Source organism: Bradyrhizobium sp. WSM471, from assembly GCF_000244915.1.
In the GTDB taxonomy this organism is placed as follows: Bacteria; Pseudomonadota; Alphaproteobacteria; order Rhizobiales; family Xanthobacteraceae; genus Bradyrhizobium.
Genome location: NZ_CM001442.1, coordinates 4,966,236 through 4,992,806, shown reverse-complemented (window position 1 = coordinate 4,992,806; position 26,571 = coordinate 4,966,236). Strand labels below are relative to the sequence as shown.

The window sequence follows — 26,571 nt, the reverse complement described above, 5'->3', positions numbered from 1 at the left end:
ATCGGAGATTGGTGACAGAATCATCCTCGAAGACCGCGGTCTATGCGGCGCTGTTCGGCAATGTCCTGGTCGCGGTCACGAAGATCGGCGCCGCCGCGTGGACGGGAAGTTCGGCCATGACGAGCGAAGCAGTGCATTCGCTCGTCGACACGACCAACGAGATCCTGCTGCTCTACGGCTACCGGCGCGCGAGCCGTTCGCCCGACGAATCCCATCCGCTCGGCTATGGGCGCGAGCTGTATTTCTGGAGCTTCATCGTTGCGCTGCTGATCTTCGCGCTGGGCGCCGGTGTCTCGCTGTATCAGGGCATTCTGCATGTCGCCGCCCCCGAGCCGATCGAAAGTCCGATCGTCAGCTTCGTGGTGCTCGGGCTGTCGTTCCTGTTTGAAGGCGGCTCCTGGCTGGTTGCCCTGCGGCGCTTCAGCTCCGACGGCCAGCGGTTCGGATATTATCAGGCTTTCGTTCGGAGCAAGGATCCTCCGGCATTCATGGTGCTGCTCGAGGACAGCGCGGCGCTGATCGGCATCGCCATTGCCGCGGCGGCCACTGCGGCGGCCGTATGGCTGCGCCAGCCGGTCTGGGACGGGATCGGTTCGATCCTGATCGGGATATTGCTGGCGATCGTGTCGATCGGCCTCGCGCGCGAGAGCAAGAGCCTGCTGATCGGCGAGCCCGCCGATCCGGAGCTTGCACGATCGATCCTCGACATCGCAAGGCGGTCGCCCGGCGTGCTCAGGGCCAACGGCCTCCTGACGGTGCAGCTGTCGCCGGTCGAAATCGTTGCGGCGCTGAGCATCGAATTTGCGGATGACAAGCGCGCCGACGACATCGAGCGATGCGTCGTTGCGATCGAGACCGAGATACGCAAACGCCATCCAAGCGTGGCGGCGCTGTTCATCAAGCCGCAGACCGATGCTCGCTACCGGGCGGTGCGCGCGAGGCGTTACAGCTAGCTTTGCGAGGTTCCCCCTAAGCCACAATCGGCACGACAGCAGGAACGATCACAACATCCCACGGGTTGAGCGGTGCAGGGGCGAGCATTGGAGAAACCGGATGGCTCAATCCGAAGACATGACGCGCTGCATCGCGCTCTGCATGAGCTGCTATCAGACCTGCCTCGGCACGGCGATGAACCATTGCCTCGAGACCGGCGGCAAGCACGTCGAGCCCAAGCATTTCCGCCTGATGATGGCGTGCGCCGAGATGTGCCGGACGGCGGCGCATTTCATGCTGATCAACACGCCGCATCACCGGCACACATGTGGCGAATGCGCCGAAATCTGCAGCGAATGCGCCGAGGATTGCGAGCGGGTCGGTGGCATGGACGAGTGCGTCGCCATGTGCCGCTCCTGCGCACAATCCTGCCGTGCGATGGCGGCCTGAGGACAAGCCCATGCTGGAAGAGAAACTCACGGAAGCCATCGTCGAGGAGCTGAAGCGGCAGGCGGCCAACCGGCCGCAATTGCTGAAGGTCGAACGCGCGGACGATGCGAAAGACACGGAGGAGCTGATCGTCAACGGCCAGATCGACTTGGCCGCGCTGGTCATGGTGATCGCGGGATCGGTCGCCGGCGGGCCTTAAGTCCGGCCGTCAACGGCGCCCTCAGCCATATTCCTCGCCGATGCCGTATTCCCGGTAGATCTCCAGCGGATCGAGGTCGGGAAACAGCCGGCATTTGGCCTGGGCGAGATGCAGGGTCACCGCCGCCGGCTCCTTGCCGTTCGAGAGCATCTTGCGGATGTCGTCCATATGCGCGCTCGGCTGGTGCTTGGTGTCGAGCTGCTCCAGCGCGACCAGCGCAGTCGCCAGCGCCTCGGTCAGAACCCAGTCGTCGTGGCCGGTGATTCCCTTCTTCGGCATCGGCAGACCCCGCATGTGGCGGCCCCAGTCTATCGGGACTTCGGCCAAATCTCCAAGGAGCCGTTGCAGCCAGCAGGCCCGCGCACCGGACTGGCGGCCGTGCTCCGGCTTGCATTATGGCCGGGCGTGGCTAAAAGGCGGCATTGCCGGGGCAATAGTATCGTTGTCGAAACAAAGTTGGCGTAGACGGGCCTGCATTGGCATTCAGGCCGGGTGTTCCGGTTTGGGCTCCTGATCCCCGCATTTGCAACACGGTCCGGTTGCGCCACCCTTCAAGGCTTGAGCCCGCATGGTCTTTCTAAGCTTCGTCTATCGCTTCGTGACCAATTTCGCATTCATGGCGATGGTCTATTTCAGCCTGAATTTCATGGAGAAGTACCAGAACCGGGCGATCATCGCGATCCTGGTGCTGATCTATAGCGGCATGCGCGCGGCTTCGACGCTGCGGGCGTTTTACTTCTACCAGAAGATCGAGCGGCTGGAGGCTGAGACCAAGCGGCTACAAGGCCCGATCAATGACGGCGCGGGCGGAACGAACACGCGCAAGCAGGTCGTGGTTGACGTCGCGCGGCTGCGGCGCGACGGCGAGGTCAAGTCCTATATGGACCTGTTCTTCCTGGCGCTGATCGTATTGCTCTGCGTCGCCAACATCATGCGACAGTAGCGTCTGCTAGGCGCGCTTCTTCAGGCTCGCCACACGGGTCGGGCGCGGCGCGGTGCTCTTTGGCGCGGCGCTCTTGGGCGCAGTGCTCTTGGCTGCAGTGCCCTCGGCCTCTGCGGCATGCTTCGGTGTGCCATGAGCAGCGCGCGCGGTGCGGGGAGCGTGCGACTTGCCGGCTTTGCCCTTGGCCGTACGAGGCGTCTCGGCCGCCATTGCCAGGCGCGTCGCGGCGCGCCGCGACAGGGTCGTCGACAGCAGCACCTCGACCGAGCCTTCCGGGATCGCAAAGAGATCGCGGCCGGGCACGGGCAGGGTGGCCGCGACATCGGCGAACGCCATGGTCTTGCGCGGCAGCAGCGGTTGATGCGCGGTCTGCGCGTTGAGGTCGGCCAGCGCGGGCGCCGCAAGCGTCTCGGTCTGCGCGAACACGAAGTTCGGCACGGCGGGCCAGCGCGCGATCGGTGTGGTCTCGGTCGGCGGATGCAGCAGCCATTCCACCGGCGTCGTCGGCGTCGCCGGCTGCTCGGCGGTCGCGGGCACCACGTGCACGATTCGATAGCCGCGCGTCTTGAGATCGCGGATGATCTTCGGCAGCGCCGCCACGGTGCGGGCCTGGATGTCGTGTAGCAGCAGGATGCCCTTGCCCTTGGCCTCAAGCCGCTGCATCGCGAGCTGATAGACGCGATCGGACGACACATGGCGCCAGTCGTCGGCCGGGAAATCGGCGCTCCAGACCTGGATCCCGCGCGAGATCAGAAGGTTCTCGACCCCGTCGGCGCGCATCAGGCCGGGAATGCGGAAGAACGGCGCGAGCTTGGACGGATCGGTCATTGCGGCCGATGTCCACTCGATGCCGCCATTGATCTGCGCCTCGGCCTTGTCGAGCGGCATCCGGTCCATTGTGAGCGGATGCGTCATGCTGTGGGTGCCGACGGTGTGGCCCGCCGCGACCAGCTTGCGCACGCCTTCCGGGTTCGCCTTGGCCTGTTCGCCGATGATGAAGAAGGTCGCCTTGATGCACTCGTCGGCGAGGATCTGCAGCACCTGGTTGGAATATTTCGGCAACGGACCGTCGTCGAAGGTCAGGACGACTTCATGGTCCTTCAGCGGCAGCGTCTCGCGGTACTGCATGGTGCCGATGCGGGGATGCTCGTGCGGATCGACCACGAGCGTGCGGGAGGTCCCGAGCGCGTCCGGATGGCCGGGGCAGTCGGCCGCAATGGCCGGCGAGCCGATGGTCAGGACACCCAAAAATCCGCCGAGGAATCCGCCAAAGCAAAGGACGATCCACGATCGCGTCCGAGCAACAACGCTACTTCCGATCATGAACCCCGTCTGCCCTCTTACGCGATTGCCGCCATAGTAGGTCGGAGACATCGGCAAACGGTTCAGGCGCAAGAAACGCTACCCAGAACCCTGCCGCGACAAGTCCCCTCGATACTTGCATGGCGTAGCATGAACAGACTGTTAATAGGGCCCAAATCACCCCATTTTGCGCCGGCGTGACATTCCGGCATCAACGTGCGTCGGCATTCTTCTGTGATGTGCCCGCCGGCACGACGTGAACCACCCGATAGCCGTTCTCCCTCAGATACCGCAGGAAGGCCGGCATGATCGCGGCCGTGCGCGCCTTGGGATCGTGGAACAGGATGATACCCTTGCCGGCGGCGGCGAGCCGCTCGGTGACGAGCTTCAATTCCTGCTCCGGCGTTATCTCGTTCCAGTCGCTGGCCCACAGGTCAGCCCCGAACACCACGATGCCGCGGGACTGCAGCAGGTCGAGCTCGGCTTGCGTGGCCTCGAAATAGGGAAACCGGAAGAACGGCGTCGATGGTGTCGTCGTTGAGGTGCCGTGCAGCGCCATCTCGTCGGCGGCAATGCCGCGGTCGATCTCGCTCTTCGCCTTGTCGTGCGGGATCCGCGCCATGAACGGATGCGAGAAGGTGTGGTGGCCGATGCTGTGGCCCTCGCCGGCGATGCGCTTGACCATCTCGGGGTATTCGGAGGCGTGCAGGCCGATCAGGAAGAAGGTCGCGCGCACGCATTCCTGGGCCAGCGCCGCCAGCACCTTGGACGTCGTCGGCGGATACGGTCCGTCGTCGAAGGTCAGCACGACCTCGTGATCGGCGAGCGGCAAGGTCTGCGGAAAGCTCTTCAGGCCCACGCGCGGCGTGGTCTTGGCGTCGACGCTCAGAATGCGGGAGGTGCCGAGCGCGTCCTTGCGCGGGCACTCGGCGGCTTCAATCGAGGCGATGCCGGTGAGGGCGGCGAGGGCTGCGCCTGCCGCCATCGAGGCCCACCTCAGTCGAAGCATCTTTGTCATTGCGCTCAGAGTTGCCTTGTGGGTATTGCCTGAACCAACAGCTCAGACCACTCGTTCCAACCTGTCGGACGGCGAGGCGCGCCATGGATGAACATCTGGACGGTGCCGCGTTTGCCGCGGAATCGGTACTCGACCACGTGCCGATGCGCAATGAAGACGGCGAAATTCGTCACGAATTCGTCGCGGAAATTGCCCATGCGATCGAGGCCGGCGACAGCGCCGCGCTGCGCGCCTGCGTTGCCGAGCTGCACGAGGCCGATCTCGGCGATCTCATCGGGGCCCTCGAGCCCGACGATCGGGTCCGCCTGGTCGAACTGACGGGGCGCGATTTCGACTTCTCCGCGCTGAACGAGCTCGACGAGGGCGTGCGCGAGGAGATCCTCGAGGAACTGCCGCCGCAGACGGTCGCGGAAGGTGTGCGCGAGCTCGAATCCGACGATGCGGTCGAGCTGCTGGAAACGCTCGATCAGGCCGATCAGGAGGAGATCCTCGAGAAGCTGCCGCTCAAGGAGCGCGTCGTGCTCGAGCGCAGCCTGCTTTATCCGGAGAACTCCGCCGGCCGCCGGATGCAGACCGAGTTCATCGCCGTGCCGCAGGATTTCACCGTGGGGCAGGCGATCGACTACATGCGCGAGACGCCGGATCTGCCCGATCGCTTCTACGAGATCTACGTCGTCGACAAGGAGCAGCACTGGCAGGGCGCAGTCTCGCTCGATGTCCTGCTGCGCGCCCGCCGCCCGGTGGCCCTTGCCGAGCTGACCGACGAGGATCGCCGCCGCGTCTCCGTCCTGGAGGACCAGGAGGAGGTGGCGCGCATGTTCGGCAAGTACAATCTCGTCGCAGCCCCGGTACTCGACACCCAGGACCGCCTCGTCGGCGTCATCACCGTCGACGACGTCGTCGACGTCATCGAGGAAGAGGCGGACGAGGACCTCAAGGCGCTCGGCGGCGTCAACAGCGACGAAGAGCTGTCCGACACCGTGTTCACCATTGCACGCGCGCGGTTCAACTGGCTGCTGGTCAATCTCGCCACCGCCTTTCTGGCGTCCTCCGTGCTCGGCCTGTTCGAGGGCCAGCTCGAGAAGATGGTGGCGCTCGCCGTGCTGGCGCCGATCGTCGCAAGCCAGGGCGGCAATGCCGCGACCCAGACCATGACGGTCGCGGTGCGGGCGCTGGCGACGCGCGAGCTCGGCTCCTCCAACGCCTGGCGCGTGGTGGTGCGCGAGGGCCTGGTCGGCCTCGTCAACGGTCTCGCCTTTGCCGTGATCACCGGCGTCGCCGCGGTGGCCTGGTTCAGGATCCCGGGCCTCGGCCTGGTCATCGGGCTCGCCATCATCGTGAACCTCTTCGCCGGCGCGCTCGGCGGCATCCTGATCCCGATGGCGCTCGAACGTGTCAGGGCCGATCCGGCCGTGGCCTCCGGCACGTTCGTGACAACGGTCACCGACGTCGTCGGCTTCTTCTCCTTTCTCGGAATTGCGACGCTGTGGTTCGGGCTGAGGTAGGAGCTGTTGAAATCCATAGCCCGGATGGAGCGAAGCGTAATCCGGGGCCGCTGCATCCGTCGAGAGACGCCCCGGATTGCGCTTCGCTCCATCCGGGCTACCGGCCATCATCTTTAATCCGAACTTAAGCGACCTCCCGCATCATCGTCCCCGCTTGGGGGAATGAGCATGCGTGTGCGGCTGAAGGCGGACGGACGGATTGTCGAGTTGCGGGACGGACAAGAGTTTCCTGTCCAGCCACTTCCGATCCAGCCCTTTCCAATCCAGCCCGTACCTGACGCAGCGCCGCCCGACACCAGCTCGCTCGCCGTGCGCGATTTGCGCCGCCGCGCCTGCCTGACCCAGATGGAGTTCGCGGCCAAACTCGGCGTTCCCGTCGAGACCATCCGCAACTGGGAGCAGGGCAAGCGTGCCCCGCGGGGACCCGCCCGCGCGCTGCTCGCGGTGATCGCGCATGCGCCCGAGACCGTGTTCCAGGCGCTCGCCAAAGCATGAGCTCAAGGCCTGACGTCAAGGCTTGAGGTCAGAGCCTGGCGCGAACCTCCCGTTAGCATTGCGCGCAAGATCCGGCCCGGCGGCCGGTGTCGTCCGTTGGCAGTGTCGCCCGCCGGGTTCATAATGACGCCTGGATCATGATTTGGGGCGAGCGCGACAGAGAGGATTCCTCATGCTGTTCGTCGAGACCAATGGCGCAAGAATACCGGCGATCGGGCTGGGAACCTGGGAGCTGAGCGGGCGCATGTGCGCACGCGTGGTCGAGCAGGCGTTGCGGCTCGGCTATCGCCACATCGATACCGCACAGGTCTACGAGAATGAGCGCGAGGTCGGCGACGGCTTGCGCGCCTCGGGCGTGCGCCGCGACGACATCTTCCTGACGACAAAGGTCTGGACCAACCATTTCGCACCCCACGATCTCGAGCGCTCGGTCAAGGAGAGCCTGGCGCGCATGCGACTTCCCTCCGTCGATCTCCTGCTGCTGCACTGGCCCAATTCGCACGTGCCGCTGGAGGAGACGCTGGGCGCGTTGTCGCATGCCAAGCGCATGGGCCTGACCCGCCACATCGGCGTCTCCAATTTCACCGTCGCGCTGATCGAGCAGGCGGTGGCGTTGTCGCCGGAGCCGCTGGCCTGCAACCAGGTCGAGTACCACCCTTATCTCGACCAGGCGAAGGTGAGGGCGGCCTGCGATCAGCACGGGCTCGCTCTTGTCGCCTATAGCCCGATCGCCAAGGGGCGGATCAAGACCGACCAGACGCTCGCCGAGATCGGGCGTCTCCATCACAAGACGCCGGCGCAGGTCTGCCTGCGCTGGCTGGTGCAACAGAATGTCGCTGCGATCCCGCGCACCTCGCGCGTCGAACGCCTGTCGGAAAACATCGAGATCTTCGATTTCGAGCTTTCGGACGACGAGATGGCCCGGATCGCCGCGCTGGCCAGTCCCAGGGGCCGCCTGACCGATTTCGGCTTCGCGCCAAAATGGGATTGAGGGGGGACTGCCGTATGCTAGGACCAGCACGGCAACCTGAAGTCAGGCGATGGAACTGCGGAAGATCATACGGACGGACATTGCAGCGTCGGCGATCGCCCATCTGACGCTGGTCGCGCTGATCATCGTGATCAGCGAAGTCCATCCGTTTCACGCCAGCCCGCCCGAATCGGTTTCCGTCAGCATCGTGACGCCGGAGCAGGTGAAGCAGGAAGAAGCCAAAGCCGAGGAGAAGGCCGACGAAAAACTCAAGGCAAAGCCGCCGGATCCGATCCCTGACCTGAAACTGCCGAAGCTGGATTTCTCCGAGAAGGACAACGCGGCGGCCGCGCCGAAGCCCGAGGCGAAGCAGCAGGCCTCGCCTGAAGCGTCGCAACGGAAACAGCCGCAGCCCCAGCCTTCACAGACGCCTAAGCGCGCGGCAAATGCGCAGCCGCAACCGCAGCCTCAACAGCCACAGCCTCAGCCATCGCAGTCGCCGCCTCAGGCGACACCGCAGCCCCCGGCGCCACAGCTACTGCCACAAGCGATGCAGCAGCCAGAGGCCGCGCCGCCGCCGTCCTATCAGGCGCCGGAGCCCGACGTCACCGTCAAGTACGGCGTCATGCTGGGCCTGCCGCCGGAATTGCCGACGGAGCTGCCGAAAGATGCTCCCAAGGACGATGGCGGCGATGCCAAGGATTCAATCGCGGCCAAGCTGCCGGCCGAAATCATCGCCGAACTGCGTCGTCACTTGCGAAGCTGCGCCAAGCTGCCGGCGGGCGTCGCGCCGACCGACAACGTCAACATCAAGCTGCGCACGGTGCTCGCGACCGACGGCACGCTGGCGCGCGAGCCGATCCTGATCGAAGCCCCGCCGTCGGCAAAGGGCGTGGCGCTCGTGAAGTCCGCCATGAGCGCGCTTCAGGCCTGCCAGCCCTACAAGATGCTGCCGGCCGACAAATACGGGGAATGGAAGGTGATGGACCTGCCGTTCTCGCCGCGGGATTTCGGCGGGTAACAGGTGGTCATGTAGCCCGGATGGAGCGTAGCGCAATCCGGGGCCGCTCGCGCTGCGTTTCGCACCTTCCCGGATTACGCTTGCGCTCCATCCGGGCTACGGGACCGCGCCTGTGTCGCCCCGTCAACCCCTTCCCACAAAAATATTCCACTTTACCGAAATTCGGAAACGGCGTATGTGTCGCCCATCCCGGCTCATCCTTGAGGGGCGATCTCGTTGTCGTCTTGATTGCGAGCCGGGCTTGCGGTGGACGCGGCAGCGTCGGCATGAGAGGTGCGGGCAGGGCGGGTAGTCCCTGTGAGCCCGTGGCCAGGTGCGGACGAGCGGCGCTGTGAAGTTCGTCTCGTCGGTATTTCGATGGCCACGTGCACGAGGCGGTCGAACCCTGCGGCGAAATGGCGAATGCGCGTACGGCAAAACCGTGTGGTCCTGGCCGTCGTTGCTACGGTCAAGTTTTCGCGGAGGTGTGTGCGAGCCCAACCGGGCAGACAGCATCATCCAATTCGCGGAAGTGAGGGAGGCCAGAAGGAAAGTTCGGCTCCCGGGAGAGCACGGCATAAGCCGTCCAACCATCGCGCAGGGAAGGCCGAGTGATTGGCACCACCTGTATGCTGCTGTGCGGTTTTCCTGCGTGTGCTTTTCGCGCAGCGGACCGCAGGTGCGAGGTCAGCACCCGGCCTTCCCTGCGCCCTCTTGGATTTGAGGGTGGAGCGACCAAGCAGAGCTCGGGCGAAATGCGCCGCGAGGATGAGAAGCTGTGTCTGCAATTCAAAATGCGAGGTGGAAAAGTGGCATTGCCCCCTCATACTCCGTCACTGCGAGCGCAGCAGCGCGTCCGCACACGAGCACGTCAACGACCGCGCTTCATCTCCTCGCCATCCACCACCTCCGGCGCCATCGCCTCCCACGCGCTCGAGGCGAATTGCCGCCGCCAGGTCACAATCACCACAGCTGCCGTGGTCACGAACAACACCCAGGGGCTGACGAACCAGCCGAGATAGCCGAGTGCGAAGAAGAAGGCACGCTGGCCGCGGTTGAAATGGCGGCCGGCGGATTCGAACAGGCGCGAGGTGCGGATCACATGAGCTTCGGCCTCCGGCGTGTCACGCTGCGAAGCCGCCGGCATGCCGCCGAACAGGATCGCGACATAGTTGAACAGGCGGTACGACCAGGCGAATTTGAAGAAGGCATAGACGCAGATCAGGACAAGGCCGACGCATTTCAGCTCCCACATCGCCGGCGAGGTGCTGAGATCGATCGGCAGCTTGCTCAAGATCGTGATCGCGTCGTTGGTCGCGTGCAGCAACGCCAGCGCGCCGCCCAGCGCGATCAGGCTAGTGGAGGCGAAGAAGGCGGTGCCATTCTGCAACGAGGCCATGATCTGCATATCGACCATGCGCGCGTCGCGGTCGAGCAGCCGGCGCACCCACACCTCGCGGTAGCGGTTCATGCGCGCCGACAGGCTGTCGCGGCCATAGGCCGAATGCTCCAGCGTCAGCGCGTAGACCAGCCATTCGATGATGAAGAAGCCGACGGCTGTGATGTCGACCCAATGCCTGCTCATGTCAGTCTCCTGGCGAGGATCGCAACGCTTGCCACGCATGGCGAGGTGCAGCAACGATTGATTGGCGGCAGGCGATGGCGTTAAAAGCGGCTCGTTTCAAGGCGTATCGAGAAGGACTGATGACATGGCTGCGCTGAAACTCGCAATCGGCAACAAGAATTACTCGTCATGGTCGATGCGGCCCTGGCTCGCGCTCCGCGCCAACGACATCCCGTTCGTGGAGACCCTCATCCCGCTCTACACCGACAATCCCGCGGACAAGGAGCAGATCATCTCGTTCAGCCGCGCCGGCAAGGTGCCGGTGCTGCTCGACGGCGACATCACGGTGTGGGATTCGCTCAGCATCATCGAATACATCGCCGAGCGCTATCCGGAAGTGAAGCTGTGGCCGGACGACGCCGCCGCCCGCGCCCATGCCCGTTCGGTGTGTGCCGAGATGCATTCCGGCTTCATGGCCCTTCGCAACGAATGCGGCATGAACCTGCACCGCCCGGTGCGCCCCGTGACGCTGTCGGCGGAGGCTGAGGCCAATATCGCGCGCGTGCAGGAGATCTGGCGCGAATGCCGGACCCGGTATGGCGCCAATGGACCGTTCCTGTTCGGGCGCTTCGGCGCGGCGGATGCGATGTATGCTCCGGTCGTGCACCGCTTCCGCACCTACGCGATCGAGGTCACGCCGGAGACCAAGGCCTACATGGACACGATGCTGGCGCTGCCGGCGTTCCAGGAATGGACCCGGGACGGGCTCGCCGAAACGCTTCTCATCGAAAAGTTCGAGAACGTGTAATCCGTGGTTGCGATGGGGCCTCGCTTGACGCCGAACAAGCCGGCGGCGCTCGATCGCCCGAGTGGTCGGCAGGAGGGACCTCGCGGCCCAGGAACCGCCCAAGGCGGCGGATCACGCCAGCCCCGACGGTCGTTTGCCCCATACCCCGGAAGAACGGGTTCCAGCGGTATCATCGGCCGGCGGCATCACTCTGAAATAACTGCAAAATTCGTACGTTTGCCATGTCGCATACTGCTGGCCAAAAAAGCCCGCCGCATGCTATACAGCGGCCGGGTTTCCGGCCGGCCGACGCAGTGGGACCATGGGCGTGGCAGGCGTTGTTTGAGTGATGGAGAGGGTGTTGAAGCACAAATTCCCTATTGGCGCGCGCGTATTGTTCACCGCCAGCAATGTCGCACGCCCCGCTGCCAGCGGCTCGTATGAGGTCATCCGCCTCCTGCCGACCGATGGTGACGACTGTCAGTACCGGATCAAGAGCTCGACCGAAGCCTTCGAACGCGTCGCCAAGGAAAGCCAGCTCGCGCTGTCCTGAAGGCCGACGCTATCCGCGCATTGGCGCGTCACCGGGGAATTGTATTCTGCCGCCGTCAAAAGGCCCGCTTCACCTTCAAAAGGTGGGCCGGGGGCAGTTGCCGACTCTCGGTACTCGCTTTGACCATTCGCTCTCTGCTCGCGTGAGGGGACGTCGCGCATGAACTGGGCATGGGCCTCATCGCTCGACCAAATCTGGCGCTCGCCGGCCTTTCCGATGTGGATGATGCTGGCGGCTGCCGGCTTCTTCGGACTGATCCTCCTGGCCACGCTGCTACGCGCCGAGCGATCGGTCGCCAACGGCGCGCTGACCGTCGTTACGCTGCTTGCCATTGCCATCGCGCTGGCTGCTGTCGTGCGCGTCGATGGACCGGCGGGGCAGACCACGCCGACCGAGGCGCGCGCACAGGCCGCGATGACCGCGAGCCTGCCGGCGTTGTCTTGTCTCGACGATCTCGCCGGCGATGCCGTGGCCATTGGCTGCGAGAAAGCGCTGTTCGGGGCGCCTGACGCGGCGGCTGCGGCCGTCTCCACCACCGCGGCCAGAATCGACCGGCTGACGGCGCTCGGCGATGCCGCGACCGCCGAGAAGAGCCTGACGCCCGATATCAAGGTGCTGCGCAAATCGCTGGAGCGTGATCGCTACGGCCTGGTCGCGCAGGTGCTGGTCGTGCGCGACGGCTGCACGCAGTTCGACTGTGCGGCCTTCCGCTCGCTGACCGACCAGCAGCAGGTCGCCGCCAACATGGATTCCCATCTGTACGACACGCTGGTCGCGCGCTACGCCCCGACCTGGAATGCGCCTGCAGCCGCGCAATCGTTGCCGGCCACGGCCGCGCTCGCCGGACTGCCGCCGTCGATGCCGACGGGCAAGCCGACCAATGCGGAATTCCCGAGTGCCTCGTCGACGCCGCCGGTCAGCATCATGAATCCGGAGCCGTCGACCCGCCAGGCGGCGCCCACCGGGAACGCGGCGGCTCCGCGCCACCCGGCGGCGGCCTCGGCACAGGCCGCAGCTCCCGCCGCGAAGAAGCCGCCTGCGCCGAAGGCTGCGCGCGCGCCAGCGGCAGCACCGGTTCCGCTCGCGCCGCCGGCCGCGGCTCCCCCGGCTGCGGATAACGAGTAGATCGGCATTCCAAATGGGTGTCTGCCCGGCTAATGCTGGGGCATGCCACTACATCTGATCAAGCTCGCCGTCGGCTGCGAATCCGTCAAGGAATTGAAGGAGTGGACCGCCGAACGAATGCAGACCGCCAAGAAGAAGGGTCTGCCGCAACATCACATCCACATCACCCGCATGGTGCCCAAGCGCGACGCCGAGATCCTGTCCGGCGGGTCGCTCTATTGGGTGATCAAGGGCGAGGTCGCCGCGCGCGAAAAGATCATCGGCATCGAGCCGTTCCGCGACAAGGACGGCATCGGACGCTGCCGGATCGTGATGCAGCCGAAGGTGATCCCGGTGTCGCCGCGGCCGATGCGCCCGTTCCAGGGCTGGCGCTACCTGGCCGACGATTCGGTGCCGCCCGATCTCGGCAAGTCCGCCGCCGGCTCGATCGCGGCGATGCCGGAGCCGATGCGGCGCGAGCTGCGCGATCTCGGGCTGCTCTAAACCGCGATATTGTCGATCAGCCGGGTCGTGCCGAGCTTGGCCGCGACCAGGATGCGCAACGGTCCGTCGTTGCGCGAGCTGACCTGTGCCAGGGTCGCTGCATGGCGCACTTCGAAATAGTCGAGCTCAAAGCCGGCCGTCGTGATCATTGCGGCACCGCGCGCCATTGCGGCCGCGACCGCTTCGCCGGCGCGGATGCGCCCGGCGCTCTCCTTCATGGCGCGGTAAAGCGTGGTCGCGGTCTGCCGCTCCTGTGGCGACAAATAAACGTTGCGCGAGGACATCGCTAGCCCGTCGCGTTCGCGCACGGTGCGGGAGCCGATCACCTTGACGCCGAGGTCGAGGTCGCGGGCCATCTGCGCCACCACCCGCAACTGCTGAAAATCCTTCTCGCCGAAGATCGCGACATCCGGCCGGCACTGCGTGAACAGCTTGCCGACGACGGTGGCGACGCCGCCGAAGAAATGCGGGCGGAAGCGATCCTCGAGGCCGGCCAGCGCCGGTCCCTCCGGCACGATGCGGGTGGCAAAGCCCTGCGGATACATGGCCTCGGCGCCGGGATGCCAGACGATATCGACGTCCTCGGCGGCGAGCCTGGCGAGATCGGCCTTCCAGGTTCGCGGATAGGCGCCAAAATCCTCGGTCGGCGCGAACTGGGTCGGGTTGACGAAGATCGACACCACGACGCGGCTCGCGCGCCGCCTGGCCAGGCGCACCAGCGACACATGGCCGTCATGGAGCGCTCCCATGGTCGGGACCAGCGCGATCGTGGCCTTTCGCTTGCGAAGATTGCCGACGGCGCGTCGCAGGGTGGGGGCCGTGCGGGCGATCAAGGGGCTGCGTGACATCAGAACTCGATGGGATTGGGAATCGACGGGCGCGTCCCGGCGCCCGGCAGGCTAACCTTAACAAGCGGCGACCGTGGACGCCATGCATCCGGATGCGGCACAGCATCCCGCGCAAAGCCGCACAGGCGGTCGCGGCATTGTGGGTTGGATCACAGACGCGAAGCGGCGCGGCGATTCATGATGAAGGTCGGCGTGCCGCGATTTGTATTGCCTGTCACGCATTTCACTTGACCGCAGACGCGGCCAACTCGAAGATATTCGTTAGGGGTGTTGAGGATCGCGATGCTTGTGCAAGCTAGCCAAGGCCAGTCCGGCTCGGCGCATGTTGTCGTGCTCGGCAACGAGAAGGGCGGCTCCGGCAAGTCGACGACCGCCCTGCACATCGCGGTCGCGCTTCTGAAAGCCGGCCAGCGCGTCGCCACCATCGACCTCGACTGCCGTCAGCAGAGCTTTACTCACTACATCAACAACCGTTCCGCCTGGGCGCGCCGCACCAAGCTCGACCTCGAACTGCCGCTGCATCGCTGCATCAAGCTCGGCGAAACCATGCAGGTTGCCGAGAACGAGAATTCGGAGTTCCTCCAGTTCATGGAGGCGGTCTCGGCGGTCGAGAGCAGTTTCGACTTCATTGTCATCGATACGCCCGGCACCGACAGCTACCTGATGCGGCTTGCGCACTCGATGGCCGACACGCTGGTGACCCCGATCAACGACAGCTTCCTCGATTTCGATGTGCTCGGCACCGTCGATCCCGCCAATTACGCGGTGACGGGCGAGAGCCACTACGCCGAGATGGTGCGGGATGTCAGGCGCAAGCGTCGCCAGCTCGACGGCGCGACCACCGACTGGATCGTCGTGCGCAACCGCCTGTCGATGCTCGGCTCCCGCAACAAGCAGCTCGTTGCCGAGGGATTGAAGGATTTGTCGCTGCGGCTCGGCTTCCGCTACGTCGACGGCTTCGCCGAACGCGTCGTCTATCGCGAGTTCTTCCCGCGCGGCCTGACCGCGCTGGACGAGATCGACGAGGCCACCCTCGGCATGCGGCCCAATCTCGGCCATCTCACCGCACGGGAGGAGGTGACGAGCCTGCTCCGCCAGCTCAAGCTTCCGCTCGACGAGCGCGGACGTCGCCGCGCCGCCAACCGTGCCGAGTGGTTCAGCCAGGTCGACAAGCCGCTTGAGGTCCACGACATCCTCGGCGCCTGAGGCGGCGGTATATCGCTACTTCCAGTCGATCAAGCGGCCGGTCTCCCGTGGGAACCGAGCCCGCGCTCAACCGTTTTCACCCCGCGTTTACTGCAAAATTGAACCCGAACGAGACAGGTTGCGTCGGAAGGTGACGTGCACCCTGACGTAGCCGTATGAGAGCGAGATGCCCAAGAAACGTGTGCGCCGCACAATGAAAGGGCTGCCGGTTCACAATATTTGGCCTTCCTGTCACGCTGCTGTGACATATATTAGGGAATAGGCGACCAGGGGCCGAAGAGCCTCGGAAGAACACGATTTTCAACAGGGATTCAGGCCGCAAGAGCCTGAGGCTGAGGACGAAAATGAAGCGTGGAATTGCCGTTCTGGTTTCGGTCAGTGCCCTCTGCGGTGTCGCCTATTTCACGGTGAGCAAGTGGGCAATCAAGCACGAGACCATCACCTTCTACGATGCCTCGCGCGACAACCGTGCGGTGCCCGTCGATATCGCGATCCGTCGTGACAAGGAAATGCAGGCTAATGCCGGCATGATCACGTTGCCGGTCGCCGTGATCAACCACGGCAACACCGTCAAGAACACCGAGTACGGCTTCCTCGCCAACATTTTCGCCGCGCGTGGCTACCTCGTCATCAGCCCCCAGCATGACTTGCCGACCGATCCTCCGATGGTGACCAAGCCCGGCGAGATCTATGTCGGCCGGCTGCCGCAGATCCTGCGCGGCGTCGCCAACATCCATCTCGCCATGCAGGAGATGAAGAAGGTTCAGCCCAACGCCGACTACGACAGGGTGACGATGGTCGGCCACTCCATGGGCGGCGACATCACGATGTATTTCGCCAAGCAGTATCCGGATGAGGTCAAGAAGGTCGTCACGCTCGACAATCTTCGCGTGCCCTTCGTCACCGCCGGCAAGTTCAAGATCCTGTCGTTCCGCTCCACCGATCCGCAGTTCAAGGCCGATGCGGGCGTGATCCCGACCGACGAGGAATGCGAGAAGGCCGGCATCCAGGTCGTGAAGACCGAATTCCAGCACAACGACATGCGCGACACCGGTCCGGACGCTGCCAAGAACTCGATCCAGGGCATGCTCGACAAGTTCCTGAGCGCGACCGATAGCGAAGTGGCGCCGGTCGACACGCAGTCGTCCCCGCCCAAGATTCTCGAGCCCGGGCCGGTCGCTTTGATGGCGCCTGCCAAGAGCTGACGCCGCCCTCGTCGTCGATAGCGATTTTCAAAGCCTCCGCCGGCTGACGCCTGCGGGGGCTTTGCACATTGACCGGGTTGCATGTGCTGACCACATTAGCCGCTCACGCAAGGGTCAAGGAAATGTCCGGCGAACCCATCAAACCGCGCGGCCGCGATGCCGTCTCGGCGCAACCAGGCGGCGCTGTGCCGCAGGCGGGGACCTCGACCTCGGAGGACATCGCCGCCTTCGTCGCCAACGCGCGTGCGCTGTCACCGCATGCGCCCGGTGCGAAGGGGCGGCTGATCTTCGCGCTGGATGCGACGATGAGCCGGCAGCCGACCTGGGACATGGCTTGCGCGCTTCAGGCCGACATGTTCCGTGAGACCGCCGCGCTCGGCAGTCTCGACATCCGGCTCGTCTACTATCGCGGCTTCAACGAGTGTCGCGCCACGGGATGGATCTCCGACAGCGCCAGGCTTGCGGCGCTGATGAGCAAGATCGATTGCCGTGGCGGCGACACCCAGATCGGCAAGGTGCTGAGCGAGGCGCGGCGCGAGGCCGTCGCATCCGGCGTGCGCGCCGTCGTCTTCGTCGGCGACGCCATGGAGGAGAACGTCGACGAGCTCTGCGCCAAGGCTGGCGAGCTCGGCATGCTCAAGGTGCCTGTGTTCGTATTTCAGGAAGGCCATGACGCGGTGGCCGAGCAGGCCTTTCGCGAGATCGCGCGCCTGACCGGCGGCGCCTGGTGCCGGTTCGATCCGGGCGCGGCGGCGCAGTTGCGCGAGCTGTTGCGCGCAGCCGCCGCCTACGCGGCGGGCGGACGCGAGGCGCTATTGCAATTGGCGAAGACCGCCAGTGGCGCGGCCAGGCTGATCGGCCAGATGAAGTAGCGCTGGCGCGCGGTCGGCGGGGGCGCAAGGACACGATGCTTTTTGGCGGTAGGCCGACTATATTCCGGCCATGACCCTGATCGCCGGCGCTATCGCAATTATCACCCTTTATCTGCTGCTCCAGATGTTTCGTTCGGCCAATCCGGCCGTGCTGGCACGCGCGATCAGGTTCGGTGGCGGCGTGGTCGCGCTGGCTGTCGCAGCGTTCACGGGTTTGAAGGGCGAACTGGTGGTGGCGATCCCGCTCGGGATATTCGGCGCCGGGCTCCTAGGCTGGACACCGATGGCAAACGCCGGCTTCGGCCATATCGGCGGGCTGTTCGGGGGGGGCGCCACGCGCCCGGCCGGTCAGGCCTCGCGCGTGCGCTCGCAATTCCTGGACATGCGGCTCGATCACGATTCCGGCCAGCTCGGAGGCCGGATCGTCGCCGGGCCTCACGCCGGGCGTGATCTCGATGAGTTCGATCTCGCGGCCCTGCTGGCAATGGTCCCGGCGTTCGATGCCGAGAGCGTGGCCCTACTTGAAAGCTATCTGGACCGCCGGTTTCCCGCTTGGCGTCAGAACGCGCAGGGCGACGCGGCAAGGGGGCAGCGCCGCACGGTGGCGACCGGCAAAATGACGACGGAGGAGGCCTATCAGATCCTTGGCCTGCAACCTGGGGCGGGGCGTGACGACATCAGCCGGGCTCACAAGTCCCTGATGAAGAAACTGCATCCCGACCAGGGGGGCTCGACGTATCTCGCTGCCCGTGTAAACGAGGCCAAGGATACTCTGCTTCGCACGCATAACGGCTAACTCCGGCACCACGCTACAAACGCTCGTCCCGTGTGAGCCCCGCTTGCTCTGTTTGCCGTCGCCCCGATGCCCGCCATTGTCGGCGTGGTCGATCCCTTGCGTAAAGTTTTAACCGTAAATCCTTGACGAGAGGTTGTCGTGGAACAGCCTCGTCGGTCACCGCATCCCGAAAATGAAAATGCCCGCGCAAGGCGCGGGCATTTTCATTGGAGCGGTGCGAAAGATCAGTTGCGGACGGTCATGCAGGAGATATCGGCGCGCTTCAGGGTGCGGCAGACGGCTTCGGCCTGGTCGCGGTCGAGCCCGGCGAAGCGGGCGCGGTAGAGCTTGCGATTGTCTTTCGCGACGACCGGCTCGGTGAACGGGTCGGCCTTGCTGAGCAGGCCGCGAGCCGAGCTGCGCGCCGCGTCGATGCGCTGCTGGGCTTCGTTCTCGCTCTCGAGCGCGCCGACCTGGACGATCCAGCCGCTGTGGGTGGCGACCGGCTTGGTGGTGGCGCTCATTTGGATCGGCTGCAGCGCCGGGTCGGCTGACGCGAGCTTCGCAGCAGCCGGGGCGGGTGCGGCGGCCGGCAATACGCCGAGGATGCCGTTACCGGTGCCGAAGCCCGCCGGCTGCCGCGGCAGCTCGGTACGGGCGATCTCGGCCCTCGGGGCTTCCGGTTGGCTGGCGACCTCCGGCTTGTTGATAAGGTCTGCGCGGGCGACGACGGCACCGGAGGTTTCGGCGACGTCGGAGCGCGACGCGATCGTGCTCGTGACCTGCGGTGCGATCTGAGCCGGGGCGGCGGAGGCGACCTTCACCGCGCCGGCCTTGACCTGGACGGTCTTGACCCTGACCGGCTTCATCGGCTCGGACGAGCCGGGGATGATCGAGAGCGGCTGGCTCGAGATCACGCCATTCGTGAGCGGCGCAGGCTCGATCTTGGATTCTGTCGGCCGAACTTCAGGCCTGTTGGCTTCATATCTGGGCTGAGCCGGCGGCACCGCGGCAGTCGCAGCCGCAAGCGTCGACAGGCGCGCGGCGAGACGCGACGGGGCTGCTTCGGGAGCAGGGGCAGCAGCAGCCTGAACCTGCGGAGCGGAGCGGGCCGGGGTGTCCGATGCATCGGCAACCTCGACCGCGGCGTCGGAGCCGCTGCGCTCGGTGACCGCCGCGACGGTGTGGGTGGTCGCGGCCTTATCGAGGTTCTCCGCAAGCAGGTTGCGCATGATGGCGTCGCGCGAGCCGCCGCTGCGGCCGCCCAGCACCACGCCGATCAGGTGGCGGTTGCCGCGGCGCATCGAGGTCACGAGATTGAAGCCGGAGGCGCGAGTATAGCCGGTCTTGATGCCGTCCACGCCCTCGACATTCCCGAGCAGATGATTGTGGTTCCGGATCGACTGTCCGCGCCAGTTGAACGTCGAGGTCGCGAAATAGCGATAGTAGCGCGGGAAGCGCTCCTGGATGGCGCGGCCGAGCGTGGCCTGGTCCCGCGCGGTCGTGACCTGCTCGTCGTTGGGAAGGCCGTTGGCGTTGCGGTAAACCGTCCTGGACATGCCGAGCGAACGCGCCTTGCGCGTCATCATCTGGGCGAAGTCGTCCTCGTCGCCGCCAATCGCTTCCGCGATCACAACGGCTGCGTCGTTGGCGGAACGGGTGACGAGACCCTTGATCGCGTCCTCGACGCGAATGGTCTGGCCGGCACGCAGGTTCAGCTTGGTCGGATCCTGATCGGCGGCGTGCTGCGACACCGGCATCTCGGTGTCGAGCTTCATCTTGCCGGATTCGAGGCGCTCGAACAGTAGATAGAGCGTCATGATCTTGGTCAGCGAGGCCGGATGGCGGATCCCGTCGGGGCTCGTGGCCTGAAGCACGGAGCCGGAATTGCCGTCGACGATGATCGACGCGAATTTCGGGCTGGAACTCTCGGACACATCGTGCTGCACGCGGTGGTGCGCGGTGTGACGCCGGTGGCGCCGCGCCTCGGCAGCGTCGGTGGTGAAGATGACTGCGCTAGTGACCGCAAGAAGCCCAAAAACGCCAACCCGCGCCAAGCGCGAAGAAGACAAGTTTTTACGAAGCATGAAACCCCGTCCCCGTTTCTGACTTGATCACCGGCTCGTGAGGCGAAATTGTGCCCAAGGGACCCGGGATCATTACCTGCTCAGGCTGTCCTCCGCAGGTATTGGCCGCGGGGGACGTTGGGCCTGAGCCGCTGTTCTGGCTAAGGTGATGTTCTCCAACGGCTTTCGGCCGCTTCTGGAAGCTGAACACGTCCAGGGAATCAAAGTAGGGGGCCGCGGTTTCCAAAAGCTTAAGGAACCATTGCGGGAAACCTGGGGAATTTCTGCGATTTTGCATGTAATTTTGTGCGACGCACAAAATTCTTGACTTTTTTGTGCGTTGCACTAATTGTGAGCAGAGTCAGGGAGCCGGGGCTTCCCGACGAGAGCTAGGGAAAAGGATTCCGAATGTTCAAGGTTGAAGACTTTCAAGGCTACGGGAAAGAGCACTTCGAGCAGTACGTCGCCTCCGCGACCTCGATGCAGCACGGCCTTCAGGCGATCGCCAGCGCCTATGGCGACTACACGAAGAAGTCGTTCGAAGACACCAAGTCCTTCGTCGAGAAGCTTTCCGGCGTGAAGTCGCTGGACAAGGCCGTCGAAGCGCAGACCGAATTCGCCCGTTCCGCCTACGAGTCCTTCGTCGCGGAATCGCAGAAGATCGCCGGCCTCTATAGCGACCTCGCCAAGCAGGCGTTCAAGCCGGTCGAGACCATCGTGTCGAAGTTCACTCCGGCCGCCAGCTAACGTTTCCTGACGTCCTGGAATCAAAAGCCCGGCTGCAGCAGCCGGGCTTTTTTTGTGTCGCGGCGTGTCGATCTCAGCGCGCCACGCGCAGCTTGGACAGCGACGTGCCGATGTCCTTGAACACCGAGACGGTCTGATCTGCCTTCGTGACCAGATAGAACTTGTCGGTGCCGCTCGCGCAATGTTGCAGGACGCTGGAGGTCGGGTCGCTGCCGGTGTTCACCTGCACCGTATAGATCGTGATGTTCGCCGCCTTGGCGTTGTCGCACAGCTTCTTCTGCCGCGCGTCGATTTGCCAGGCGTTGCTGTACCAGCGGTTCTGGGTATTGAGACCGTCGGAGAGCAGCACGATCGCGTCCTTGTAGGTGTAGTTGGTATCTTTGGCTGGCGCGTTCATGGGATCGCCGGTCGACAGCGTCATCCAGCCCCAGGCGAGGCCAATGCCCTGGTTGGTGTTGCCCGTGGGCTTCATGGCGTCGATCCGGCTCTTGAGTGAGCTCCAGTCGTAGCTCAGCGGCATGATCGGCTGCAGATAGGACGAATTGCCGGTGTCGCAGTAGGAGTACTGTTCGGCCGGGAACAGCGTTCCCGCGTTGCCGCTCGTGGGCGTCGTGTTCTTGGTGTCATAGTCCTGGTCGCGGTCGACCACGCATCCCGTCCACGTGTTGTGGTTGGCGGACCTAGTGCCGCGGGCCGCGTCCCAATCGCTGAAATCGACCCAGTACTTATTGTAGTTGCCGGCGCCGACGTTGACGTCCTTGGCAAACGGAACGATCGAGATGTAGACGTCGCCATTGGTCTTGGCGAGTGGGCTGAGCTGGTCGACCAAGCTCTTCGCGGCGGTTTGCATCGCCGCCATCTTGCCGTCGTCAGCCATCGAGCCCGTGTTGTCGAGCACCAAGGCCACGCGCATGCGCACCAGGCCCCAGGCGCTGGTGGAATTGGCGCCGACGTCGAGCGTCGGGAAGCCTGCGACCTTCATGAAGGCGGTCGTGTAGGTGCCGGTGCCGGTGACCTCGATGGTGGAGCCCATGCTGGTGCTTGCGGTGTAAGTGGCCGCGATGCTGACCGACGGCAGGGAGTTGGTGGCGGTGAACAGGGCGTTGAAATAAGCCTGCGCCTTGGTGCTGATCTGCGATGTCGTGATGGTGCCGGACGACAGATCCTTGGAGACCATCAGCGAGGTCGAATCGAGGGCCGCCTGCATTGCGGAACGAGCCTGGGCCGCGCGGCTGTAATCGATTGCAGCTCCGACGAAGCCTAAAACCGGGAGCAGCGCGATGGCGAAGATCACGGCGATATTGCCTTGTTCGGCCGCTGCAAACCGGGAGAGGTGTCGACCAACAATACAGTTGACGAAGGGCAGGCGAGACATGACGATTCCCGGAAATCTGTGACTTTGCCCGTTTTCGCGCCACGCCATTGAACGCAGGGTAAATGGGTCCGTAGAAAACCGGAGATAACCCGCGCGGAGCCGCCGCAGCCGCGTTACCGGCCGGGTTCCTGGTCAACATCTTCTAAACCGGCGGGGCGGAAGCTTTTGTCAAATCAGTCCGGATTGATTAACCTTGGTGAGGATCGCCCGGACCGGGAATCGGGACCGCCATGGCCGCATCGGCCGAGCTGTCGCACGCTTGCGGCGAGCCGGGGGCAGGCCCATATTCGGTGAGGCCGATCCGGCTTGGACCGGACCGGCTGGAAGCGGCGATCCAACAAGGCGGTGCGCCTGTGCGAAGCTCCGAAGGCCGGGGCTGCGCGGCGAACCGTTATACGCTTCCGTGGGGAATTTGAACGCCTGAGCCATGCCGCAACTGTCTTCCAGACCAGATCCGTCCGCGGCCGCCGCCGCCCACGCTGCACTGATGAGCAACGACGAGAACCGTTCCGGCGGTCCTTCCGCGCCAAATACGTCCGTCATCACCAAGGTCAAGCCGAAGACCAAACGGCCGAACCTGTACCGCGTGCTGATCCTGAACGACGACTACACGCCGATGGAATTCGTCGTTCATGTGCTGGAGAAATTCTTCCAGAAGGACGCCGAGGCTGCAACCAAGATCATGCTGCACGTTCATCATCACGGGATCGGGGAGTGCGGCGTGTTCACCTACGAGATCGCCGAGACCAAGGTGACGCAGGTGATGGATTTCGCTCGCAAGCACCAGCATCCGCTGCAATGCGTGATGGAAAAGAAGTAAGACACGATACGTTACGGCGCGTTCGAAGCCGGTTCTTGTGCATGTCGCAGTCTGATTGCCGCGTGATGTCTGCGCGCGATGTTCGTTGCAAACGGCAAAACTACGGAATTTCGGACCGGTGCCGATCGTGCCCAAAGCGGAACGGGTTTTGCATCGAAAATACCGCAGCTGTGCAGCCGCCTGAGTCGCGGAACCGGTCTTTCGCCGCGATCTTGTATAACTATATGTGACAAAGGTTGTTGTTGCCTGACCGGGCGATGGCGATCATGATGGTGGGGGCCATAGAGGACGCGAATGCCGACTTTTTCCCAAAGCCTTGAACAATCCCTGCATCGTGCACTGGCGATCGCAAACGAGCGTCATCACCAATACGCGACGCTCGAGCATCTTTTGCTCTCCCTGATCGACGACTCCGATGCAGCCGCCGTCATGCGCGCCTGTAGCGTCGACCTCGACAAGCTCCGTACGAGCCTCGTCAATTATCTTGAGACCGAATTCGAGAACCTGGTGACGGACGGCGCCGACGACGCCAAGCCGACCGCAGGCTTCCAGCGCGTGATCCAGCGCGCGGTGATCCACGTGCAGTCGTCCGGTCGCGAAGAGGTGACCGGCGCCAACGTGCTGATCGCGATCTTTGCCGAGCGCGAGAGTCATGCCGCGTATTTCCTGCAGGAGCAGGACATGACGCGCTACGACGCCGTCAACTATATCAGCCACGGTATCGCCAAGCGGCCGGGCGTCTCCGAGGCGCGGCCGGTCCGCGGTGTCGACGAGGAGACGGAGACCAAGGGCAGCGAGGACGCCAAGAAGAAGGGCGAGGCGCTCGAGACCTATTGCGTCAACCTCAACAAGAAGGCGCGCGACGGCAAGATCGATCCGGTGATCGGGCGCAATTCCGAGATCAACCGCGCGATCCAGGTGCTGTGCCGCCGGCAGAAGAACAATCCGCTGTTCGTGGGCGAGGCCGGCGTCGGCAAGACCGCGATCGCGGAGGGCCTGGCCAAGCGCATCGTCGACAGCGAGGTGCCTGAGGTGCTGGCGGCTGCGACCGTGTTCTCGCTCGACATGGGCACGCTGCTCGCCGGTACGCGCTATCGCGGCGACTTCGAGGAACGCCTGAAGCAGGTGCTGAAGGAGCTCGAGGCGCATCCCAACGCCATCCTGTTCATCGATGAGATCCACACCGTGATCGGTGCGGGCGCGACGTCGGGCGGGGCGATGGATGCCTCGAACCTGCTCAAGCCCGCGCTCGCTTCCGGCACCATCCGCTGCATGGGCTCGACCACCTACAAGGAATACCGCCAGCACTTCGAGAAGGACCGCGCGCTGGTGCGGCGCTTCCAGAAGATCGACGTCAATGAGCCGACGGTCGAGGACGCGATCGCGATCCTCAAGGGCCTCAAGCCGTACTTCGAGGACTACCACCGGCTGAAATACACCAATGAGGCGATCGAGGCTGCGGTGCAGCTCTCTTCGCGCTACATCCACGACCGCAAGCTGCCGGATAAGGCGATCGACGTGATCGACGAATCCGGCGCGGCGCAGATGCTGGTCGCCGAGAACAAGCGCAAGAAGACCATCGGCATCAAGGAGATCGAGACCACGATTGCCTCGATGGCGCGGATCCCACCGAAGAGCGTGTCGAAGGACGATGCCGAGGTGCTCAAGCATCTCGAGCAGACCCTGAAGCGCACCGTGTTCGGTCAGGACAAGGCGATCGAATCGCTCGCCGCTTCGATCAAGCTGGCGCGAGCCGGCCTGCGCGAGCCGGAGAAGCCGATCGGCTGCTATCTGTTCTCGGGTCCGACCGGCGTCGGCAAGACCGAGGTCGCGAAACAGCTCGCGGCATCGCTCGGCGTCGAGCTGTTGCGCTTCGACATGTCCGAATACATGGAGCGGCACACCGTGTCGCGCCTGATCGGCGCGCCTCCCGGCTATGTCGGCTTCGACCAGGGCGGCCTGCTCACCGACGGCGTCGACCAGCATCCGCATTGCGTGGTGCTGCTCGACGAGATCGAGAAGGCGCATCCCGATCTCTACAACGTCCTGCTGCAGATCATGGATCACGGCCGGCTCACCGACCACAACGGCAAGCAGGTCAACTTCCGCAACGTGATCCTGATCATGACCACGAATGCGGGCGCGTCCGATCTCGCCAAGCAGGCGTTCGGCTTCACGCGCTCGAAGCGGGAAGGCGACGACCACGAGGCGATCAACCGGCAGTTCGCGCCGGAATTCCGCAACCGTCTCGATGCCGTCGTGTCGTTCGGCCATCTCAGCGTCGAGGTGATCGGTACGGTCGTCGAGAAGTTCGTGCTTCAGCTCGAAGCGCAACTCGGCGATCGCGATGTCACCATCGAGCTGTCCGACCCCGCCAAGACCTGGCTGGTGAAGCATGGCTACGACGAGCAGATGGGCGCACGTCCCATGGCTCGCGTGATCCAGGAGCACATCAAGAAGCCGCTGGCCGACGAGGTGCTGTTCGGCAAGCTCAAGGGTGGCGGCCATGTCCGCGTCGTTCTGGTCAAGGACGAGGCCGACGAGACCAAGGACAAGATCGGCTTCGAGTTCGTCGAGGGTCCGGTCACGCCGAAGCAGGAGAAGCTCCCGGGTGCCCGCAAGCGCCCGCCGGGCAAGTCCAAGCCCGGTGGCCCCGGCGGCTCGAAGGGGCCGACCAAGAGCCCGCTGGTCAAGGTTTGATCTGCACGCGAAGAATTGAGAAGGCCGGCTGAGAAGCCGGCCTTTCTTATGGGCAGTCAAATATAAGCAAGAAGATCCGGTATGACCAACACGCCTTCTGCAAACTCGTCGTCAGCTTCCTCGATCCCCGCCGACGATCCCGGCCGTACCCTGACGGTCGCCGATCCCGACGGCGCTGACGTGCCGCATATCTCTGTGGCCGGCGGCACCTACACGGTCCTGGTGTCGGGCGCGCAGACCGCAGGACGCTATTGCCTGGTCGACATGCTGGTGCCCGCCGGCGGCGGGCCCCCGCCGCACCGCCACGACTTCGAGGAAATGTTCACGCTGCTCGAAGGCGAACTTGAATTCACCTTTCGCGGTAAGTCCCACACCGTAAGTGCCGGGTCGACCGTCAACGTTCCGGCCAACGCGCCGCACGCGTTCAAGAACGTGTCCGGCAAGACGGCCCGTATGCTCTGCATGTGCACGCCAGCGGGACAGGACGAATTCTTCCTGGCGGTTGGCTTTCCCGTTGAAGGCCGCACATCGCCACCGCCGAAGCCGACCCCGGAAGAGATGGCCGAGAAAGGCAAGCTGATCGCAGCACTGCTGCCGAAATATCGCACCGAGATGGTGAAGATGTGAGGC

27 protein-coding genes are annotated in these 26,571 nt (G+C 64.4%); 20 read left to right on the top strand and 7 right to left on the bottom strand.

Annotation, left to right across the window (positions count from 1 at the left end; all coding sequences use genetic code 11):
• Positions 1-8 precede the first annotated feature (8 nt).
• The 3 genes from BRA471DRAFT_RS22380 to BRA471DRAFT_RS39035 all read left to right on the top strand — a co-directional run bounded on the left by BRA471DRAFT_RS22380 (position 9) and on the right by BRA471DRAFT_RS39035 (position 1,582).
• The gene (locus BRA471DRAFT_RS22380; RefSeq protein ID WP_035974184.1) at positions 9-953 is read left to right on the top strand and encodes a cation diffusion facilitator family transporter; all 945 of its coding nucleotides are present in this window, start codon (positions 9-11) and stop codon (positions 951-953) included.
• A 100-nt stretch (positions 954-1,053) separates the two neighbouring features.
• Positions 1,054-1,383 carry a four-helix bundle copper-binding protein gene (locus BRA471DRAFT_RS22375; RefSeq protein WP_007611368.1) on the top strand — a complete coding sequence of 110 codons (330 nt, stop codon included), beginning with the start codon at positions 1,054-1,056 and terminating at the stop codon, positions 1,381-1,383.
• Between the two features lie 10 nt (positions 1,384-1,393).
• The gene (locus BRA471DRAFT_RS39035) at positions 1,394-1,582 is read left to right on the top strand and encodes a hypothetical protein (RefSeq protein WP_007611367.1); all 189 of its coding nucleotides are present in this window, start codon (positions 1,394-1,396) and stop codon (positions 1,580-1,582) included.
• Between the two features lie 21 nt (positions 1,583-1,603).
• On the opposite strand, the gene BRA471DRAFT_RS39030 is transcribed toward BRA471DRAFT_RS39035, so the two are convergent.
• Positions 1,604-1,861, bottom strand: coding sequence for a hypothetical protein (locus BRA471DRAFT_RS39030; RefSeq protein ID WP_179950104.1), 258 nt, complete (start codon positions 1,859-1,861; stop codon positions 1,604-1,606).
• 289 nt (positions 1,862-2,150) lie between these two features.
• On the opposite strand from BRA471DRAFT_RS39030, the gene BRA471DRAFT_RS22360 reads away from it, so the two are divergent.
• Complete coding sequence (locus BRA471DRAFT_RS22360; RefSeq protein WP_007611365.1) at positions 2,151-2,525, top strand: hypothetical protein; 375 nt, start codon at positions 2,151-2,153, stop codon at positions 2,523-2,525.
• 6 nt (positions 2,526-2,531) lie between these two features.
• Here BRA471DRAFT_RS22360 and BRA471DRAFT_RS22355 read toward each other — a convergent pair whose 3' ends face one another.
• Entirely contained in the window at positions 2,532-3,848 is a 1,317-nt protein-coding gene (locus BRA471DRAFT_RS22355) for a polysaccharide deacetylase family protein (RefSeq protein WP_035974182.1), read from the bottom strand.
• A 190-nt stretch (positions 3,849-4,038) separates the two neighbouring features.
• Positions 4,039-4,812 (bottom strand): polysaccharide deacetylase family protein, encoded by a 774-nt coding sequence (locus BRA471DRAFT_RS22350; RefSeq protein ID WP_007611363.1) that lies wholly within the window; start codon positions 4,810-4,812, stop codon positions 4,039-4,041.
• A gap of 116 nt (positions 4,813-4,928) precedes the next feature.
• Here BRA471DRAFT_RS22350 and mgtE point away from each other — a divergent pair, with 116 nt between their 5' ends.
• The 4 genes from mgtE (at position 4,929) to BRA471DRAFT_RS22330 (ending at position 8,836) form a co-directional block, all read left to right on the top strand.
• Complete coding sequence (gene mgtE, locus BRA471DRAFT_RS22345) at positions 4,929-6,350, top strand: magnesium transporter (RefSeq protein WP_007611360.1); 1,422 nt, start codon at positions 4,929-4,931, stop codon at positions 6,348-6,350.
• 162 nt (positions 6,351-6,512) lie between these two features.
• Positions 6,513-6,845: a DNA-binding transcriptional regulator gene (locus tag BRA471DRAFT_RS22340; RefSeq protein WP_035974180.1), complete on the top strand. Its 333-nt coding sequence runs from the start codon at positions 6,513-6,515 to the stop codon at positions 6,843-6,845.
• Positions 6,846-7,017: 172 nt separating this feature from the next.
• Positions 7,018-7,836 carry an aldo/keto reductase gene (locus tag BRA471DRAFT_RS22335; RefSeq protein ID WP_007611358.1) on the top strand — a complete coding sequence of 273 codons (819 nt, stop codon included), beginning with the start codon at positions 7,018-7,020 and terminating at the stop codon, positions 7,834-7,836.
• 49 nt (positions 7,837-7,885) lie between these two features.
• Complete coding sequence (locus tag BRA471DRAFT_RS22330; RefSeq protein ID WP_007611357.1) at positions 7,886-8,836, top strand: hypothetical protein; 951 nt, start codon at positions 7,886-7,888, stop codon at positions 8,834-8,836.
• Between the two features lie 850 nt (positions 8,837-9,686).
• Here BRA471DRAFT_RS22330 and BRA471DRAFT_RS22325 read toward each other — a convergent pair.
• Positions 9,687-10,400, bottom strand: a complete 714-nt coding sequence (locus tag BRA471DRAFT_RS22325) for a DUF599 domain-containing protein (protein ID WP_007611356.1) — start codon at positions 10,398-10,400, stop codon at positions 9,687-9,689.
• Between the two features lie 124 nt (positions 10,401-10,524).
• Here BRA471DRAFT_RS22325 and BRA471DRAFT_RS22320 point away from each other — a divergent pair, with 124 nt between their 5' ends.
• From BRA471DRAFT_RS22320 to BRA471DRAFT_RS22305, 4 genes are all read left to right on the top strand, one after another.
• Positions 10,525-11,187, top strand: coding sequence for a glutathione S-transferase family protein (locus tag BRA471DRAFT_RS22320; RefSeq protein WP_007611354.1), 663 nt, complete (start codon positions 10,525-10,527; stop codon positions 11,185-11,187).
• Positions 11,188-11,515: 328 nt separating this feature from the next.
• Entirely contained in the window at positions 11,516-11,719 is a 204-nt protein-coding gene (locus BRA471DRAFT_RS22315; protein WP_007611353.1) for a hypothetical protein, read from the top strand.
• Positions 11,720-11,878: 159 nt separating this feature from the next.
• On the top strand, positions 11,879-12,844 hold the full coding sequence (locus tag BRA471DRAFT_RS22310; protein WP_007611352.1) for a hypothetical protein: 966 nt from the start codon (positions 11,879-11,881) through the stop codon (positions 12,842-12,844).
• Between the two features lie 42 nt (positions 12,845-12,886).
• Positions 12,887-13,327 (top strand): DUF1489 family protein, encoded by a 441-nt coding sequence (locus tag BRA471DRAFT_RS22305; protein WP_007603229.1) that lies wholly within the window; start codon positions 12,887-12,889, stop codon positions 13,325-13,327.
• Here the strand turns inward: BRA471DRAFT_RS22305 and panC are convergent.
• A complete protein-coding gene (panC, locus tag BRA471DRAFT_RS22300; protein WP_007611351.1) occupies positions 13,324-14,175 on the bottom strand; it encodes a pantoate--beta-alanine ligase in 852 nt (283 codons plus the stop codon). The genes BRA471DRAFT_RS22305 and panC overlap by 4 nt on opposite strands.
• A 282-nt stretch (positions 14,176-14,457) precedes the next feature.
• Between panC and BRA471DRAFT_RS22295 the strand changes: the two genes are divergently transcribed.
• The 4 genes from BRA471DRAFT_RS22295 to BRA471DRAFT_RS22280 all read left to right on the top strand — a co-directional run bounded on the left by BRA471DRAFT_RS22295 (position 14,458) and on the right by BRA471DRAFT_RS22280 (position 18,254).
• Positions 14,458-15,381, top strand: coding sequence for a division plane positioning ATPase MipZ (locus tag BRA471DRAFT_RS22295; RefSeq protein ID WP_007611348.1), 924 nt, complete (start codon positions 14,458-14,460; stop codon positions 15,379-15,381).
• 344 nt (positions 15,382-15,725) lie between these two features.
• Positions 15,726-16,586, top strand: coding sequence for an alpha/beta fold hydrolase (locus BRA471DRAFT_RS22290; protein ID WP_007611343.1), 861 nt, complete (start codon positions 15,726-15,728; stop codon positions 16,584-16,586).
• A 122-nt stretch (positions 16,587-16,708) separates the two neighbouring features.
• Positions 16,709-17,458, top strand: coding sequence for a hypothetical protein (locus BRA471DRAFT_RS22285; RefSeq protein ID WP_007611342.1), 750 nt, complete (start codon positions 16,709-16,711; stop codon positions 17,456-17,458).
• A 70-nt stretch (positions 17,459-17,528) separates the two neighbouring features.
• The gene (locus BRA471DRAFT_RS22280; protein WP_007611338.1) at positions 17,529-18,254 is read left to right on the top strand and encodes a DnaJ domain-containing protein; all 726 of its coding nucleotides are present in this window, start codon (positions 17,529-17,531) and stop codon (positions 18,252-18,254) included.
• A gap of 224 nt (positions 18,255-18,478) precedes the next feature.
• Here the strand turns inward: BRA471DRAFT_RS22280 and BRA471DRAFT_RS22275 are convergent, their stop codons facing one another.
• A complete protein-coding gene (locus tag BRA471DRAFT_RS22275) occupies positions 18,479-20,320 on the bottom strand; it encodes a D-alanyl-D-alanine carboxypeptidase (RefSeq protein ID WP_007611337.1) in 1,842 nt (613 codons plus the stop codon).
• Between the two features lie 387 nt (positions 20,321-20,707).
• On the opposite strand from BRA471DRAFT_RS22275, the gene BRA471DRAFT_RS22270 reads away from it, so the two are divergent.
• The gene (locus tag BRA471DRAFT_RS22270) at positions 20,708-21,046 is read left to right on the top strand and encodes a phasin family protein (protein ID WP_007603238.1); all 339 of its coding nucleotides are present in this window, start codon (positions 20,708-20,710) and stop codon (positions 21,044-21,046) included.
• A gap of 73 nt (positions 21,047-21,119) precedes the next feature.
• On the opposite strand, the gene BRA471DRAFT_RS22265 is transcribed toward BRA471DRAFT_RS22270, so the two are convergent.
• Complete coding sequence (locus BRA471DRAFT_RS22265; protein WP_007611336.1) at positions 21,120-22,421, bottom strand: pilus assembly protein; 1,302 nt, start codon at positions 22,419-22,421, stop codon at positions 21,120-21,122.
• A gap of 487 nt (positions 22,422-22,908) precedes the next feature.
• Between BRA471DRAFT_RS22265 and clpS the strand changes: the two genes are divergently transcribed.
• The 3 genes from clpS (at position 22,909) to BRA471DRAFT_RS22250 (ending at position 26,568) form a co-directional block, all read left to right on the top strand.
• On the top strand, positions 22,909-23,241 hold the full coding sequence (gene clpS / locus BRA471DRAFT_RS22260; RefSeq protein WP_018455182.1) for an ATP-dependent Clp protease adapter ClpS: 333 nt from the start codon (positions 22,909-22,911) through the stop codon (positions 23,239-23,241).
• Positions 23,242-23,535: 294 nt separating this feature from the next.
• The gene (clpA, locus tag BRA471DRAFT_RS22255) at positions 23,536-25,941 is read left to right on the top strand and encodes an ATP-dependent Clp protease ATP-binding subunit ClpA (protein ID WP_007611334.1); all 2,406 of its coding nucleotides are present in this window, start codon (positions 23,536-23,538) and stop codon (positions 25,939-25,941) included.
• Positions 25,942-26,022: 81 nt separating this feature from the next.
• Positions 26,023-26,568 (top strand): cupin domain-containing protein, encoded by a 546-nt coding sequence (locus BRA471DRAFT_RS22250; protein WP_007611333.1) that lies wholly within the window; start codon positions 26,023-26,025, stop codon positions 26,566-26,568.
• The last annotated feature ends 3 nt before the right edge of the window (positions 26,569-26,571 follow it).

Bases quoted from the DNA above. Each gene is read 5' to 3' on its own strand.
- BRA471DRAFT_RS39030 (WP_179950104.1), bottom strand. From the start codon at position 1,861: ATGCCGAAGAAGGGAATCACCGGCCACGACGACTGGGTTCTGACCGAG.
- BRA471DRAFT_RS22355 (WP_035974182.1), bottom strand. From the start codon at position 3,848: ATGATCGGAAGTAGCGTTGTTGCTCGGACGCGATCGTGGATCGTCCTT.
- BRA471DRAFT_RS22290 (WP_007611343.1), top strand. From the start codon at position 15,726: ATGAAGCGTGGAATTGCCGTTCTGGTTTCGGTCAGTGCCCTCTGCGGT.
- BRA471DRAFT_RS22325 (WP_007611356.1), bottom strand. From the start codon at position 10,400: ATGAGCAGGCATTGGGTCGACATCACAGCCGTCGGCTTCTTCATCATC.
- BRA471DRAFT_RS22375 (WP_007611368.1), top strand. From the start codon at position 1,054: ATGGCTCAATCCGAAGACATGACGCGCTGCATCGCGCTCTGCATGAGC.
- BRA471DRAFT_RS22335 (WP_007611358.1), top strand. From the start codon at position 7,018: ATGCTGTTCGTCGAGACCAATGGCGCAAGAATACCGGCGATCGGGCTG.
- BRA471DRAFT_RS22350 (WP_007611363.1), bottom strand. From the start codon at position 4,812: ATGGCGGCAGGCGCAGCCCTCGCCGCCCTCACCGGCATCGCCTCGATT.
- BRA471DRAFT_RS22270 (WP_007603238.1), top strand. From the start codon at position 20,708: ATGTTCAAGGTTGAAGACTTTCAAGGCTACGGGAAAGAGCACTTCGAG.
- mgtE (WP_007611360.1), top strand. From the start codon at position 4,929: ATGGATGAACATCTGGACGGTGCCGCGTTTGCCGCGGAATCGGTACTC.
- BRA471DRAFT_RS22330 (WP_007611357.1), top strand. From the start codon at position 7,886: ATGGAACTGCGGAAGATCATACGGACGGACATTGCAGCGTCGGCGATC.
- BRA471DRAFT_RS22340 (WP_035974180.1), top strand. From the start codon at position 6,513: ATGAGCATGCGTGTGCGGCTGAAGGCGGACGGACGGATTGTCGAGTTG.
- BRA471DRAFT_RS22250 (WP_007611333.1), top strand. From the start codon at position 26,023: ATGACCAACACGCCTTCTGCAAACTCGTCGTCAGCTTCCTCGATCCCC.
- clpA (WP_007611334.1), top strand. From the start codon at position 23,536: ATGCCGACTTTTTCCCAAAGCCTTGAACAATCCCTGCATCGTGCACTG.
- BRA471DRAFT_RS22285 (WP_007611342.1), top strand. From the start codon at position 16,709: ATGTCCGGCGAACCCATCAAACCGCGCGGCCGCGATGCCGTCTCGGCG.
- BRA471DRAFT_RS22280 (WP_007611338.1), top strand. From the start codon at position 17,529: ATGACCCTGATCGCCGGCGCTATCGCAATTATCACCCTTTATCTGCTG.
- clpS (WP_018455182.1), top strand. From the start codon at position 22,909: ATGAGCAACGACGAGAACCGTTCCGGCGGTCCTTCCGCGCCAAATACG.
- BRA471DRAFT_RS39035 (WP_007611367.1), top strand. From the start codon at position 1,394: ATGCTGGAAGAGAAACTCACGGAAGCCATCGTCGAGGAGCTGAAGCGG.
- BRA471DRAFT_RS22310 (WP_007611352.1), top strand. From the start codon at position 11,879: ATGAACTGGGCATGGGCCTCATCGCTCGACCAAATCTGGCGCTCGCCG.
- BRA471DRAFT_RS22360 (WP_007611365.1), top strand. From the start codon at position 2,151: ATGGTCTTTCTAAGCTTCGTCTATCGCTTCGTGACCAATTTCGCATTC.
- BRA471DRAFT_RS22315 (WP_007611353.1), top strand. From the start codon at position 11,516: ATGGAGAGGGTGTTGAAGCACAAATTCCCTATTGGCGCGCGCGTATTG.
- BRA471DRAFT_RS22320 (WP_007611354.1), top strand. From the start codon at position 10,525: ATGGCTGCGCTGAAACTCGCAATCGGCAACAAGAATTACTCGTCATGG.
- BRA471DRAFT_RS22305 (WP_007603229.1), top strand. From the start codon at position 12,887: ATGCCACTACATCTGATCAAGCTCGCCGTCGGCTGCGAATCCGTCAAG.
- BRA471DRAFT_RS22275 (WP_007611337.1), bottom strand. From the start codon at position 20,320: ATGCTTCGTAAAAACTTGTCTTCTTCGCGCTTGGCGCGGGTTGGCGTT.
- BRA471DRAFT_RS22265 (WP_007611336.1), bottom strand. From the start codon at position 22,421: ATGTCTCGCCTGCCCTTCGTCAACTGTATTGTTGGTCGACACCTCTCC.
- BRA471DRAFT_RS22295 (WP_007611348.1), top strand. From the start codon at position 14,458: ATGCTTGTGCAAGCTAGCCAAGGCCAGTCCGGCTCGGCGCATGTTGTC.
- panC (WP_007611351.1), bottom strand. From the start codon at position 14,175: ATGTCACGCAGCCCCTTGATCGCCCGCACGGCCCCCACCCTGCGACGC.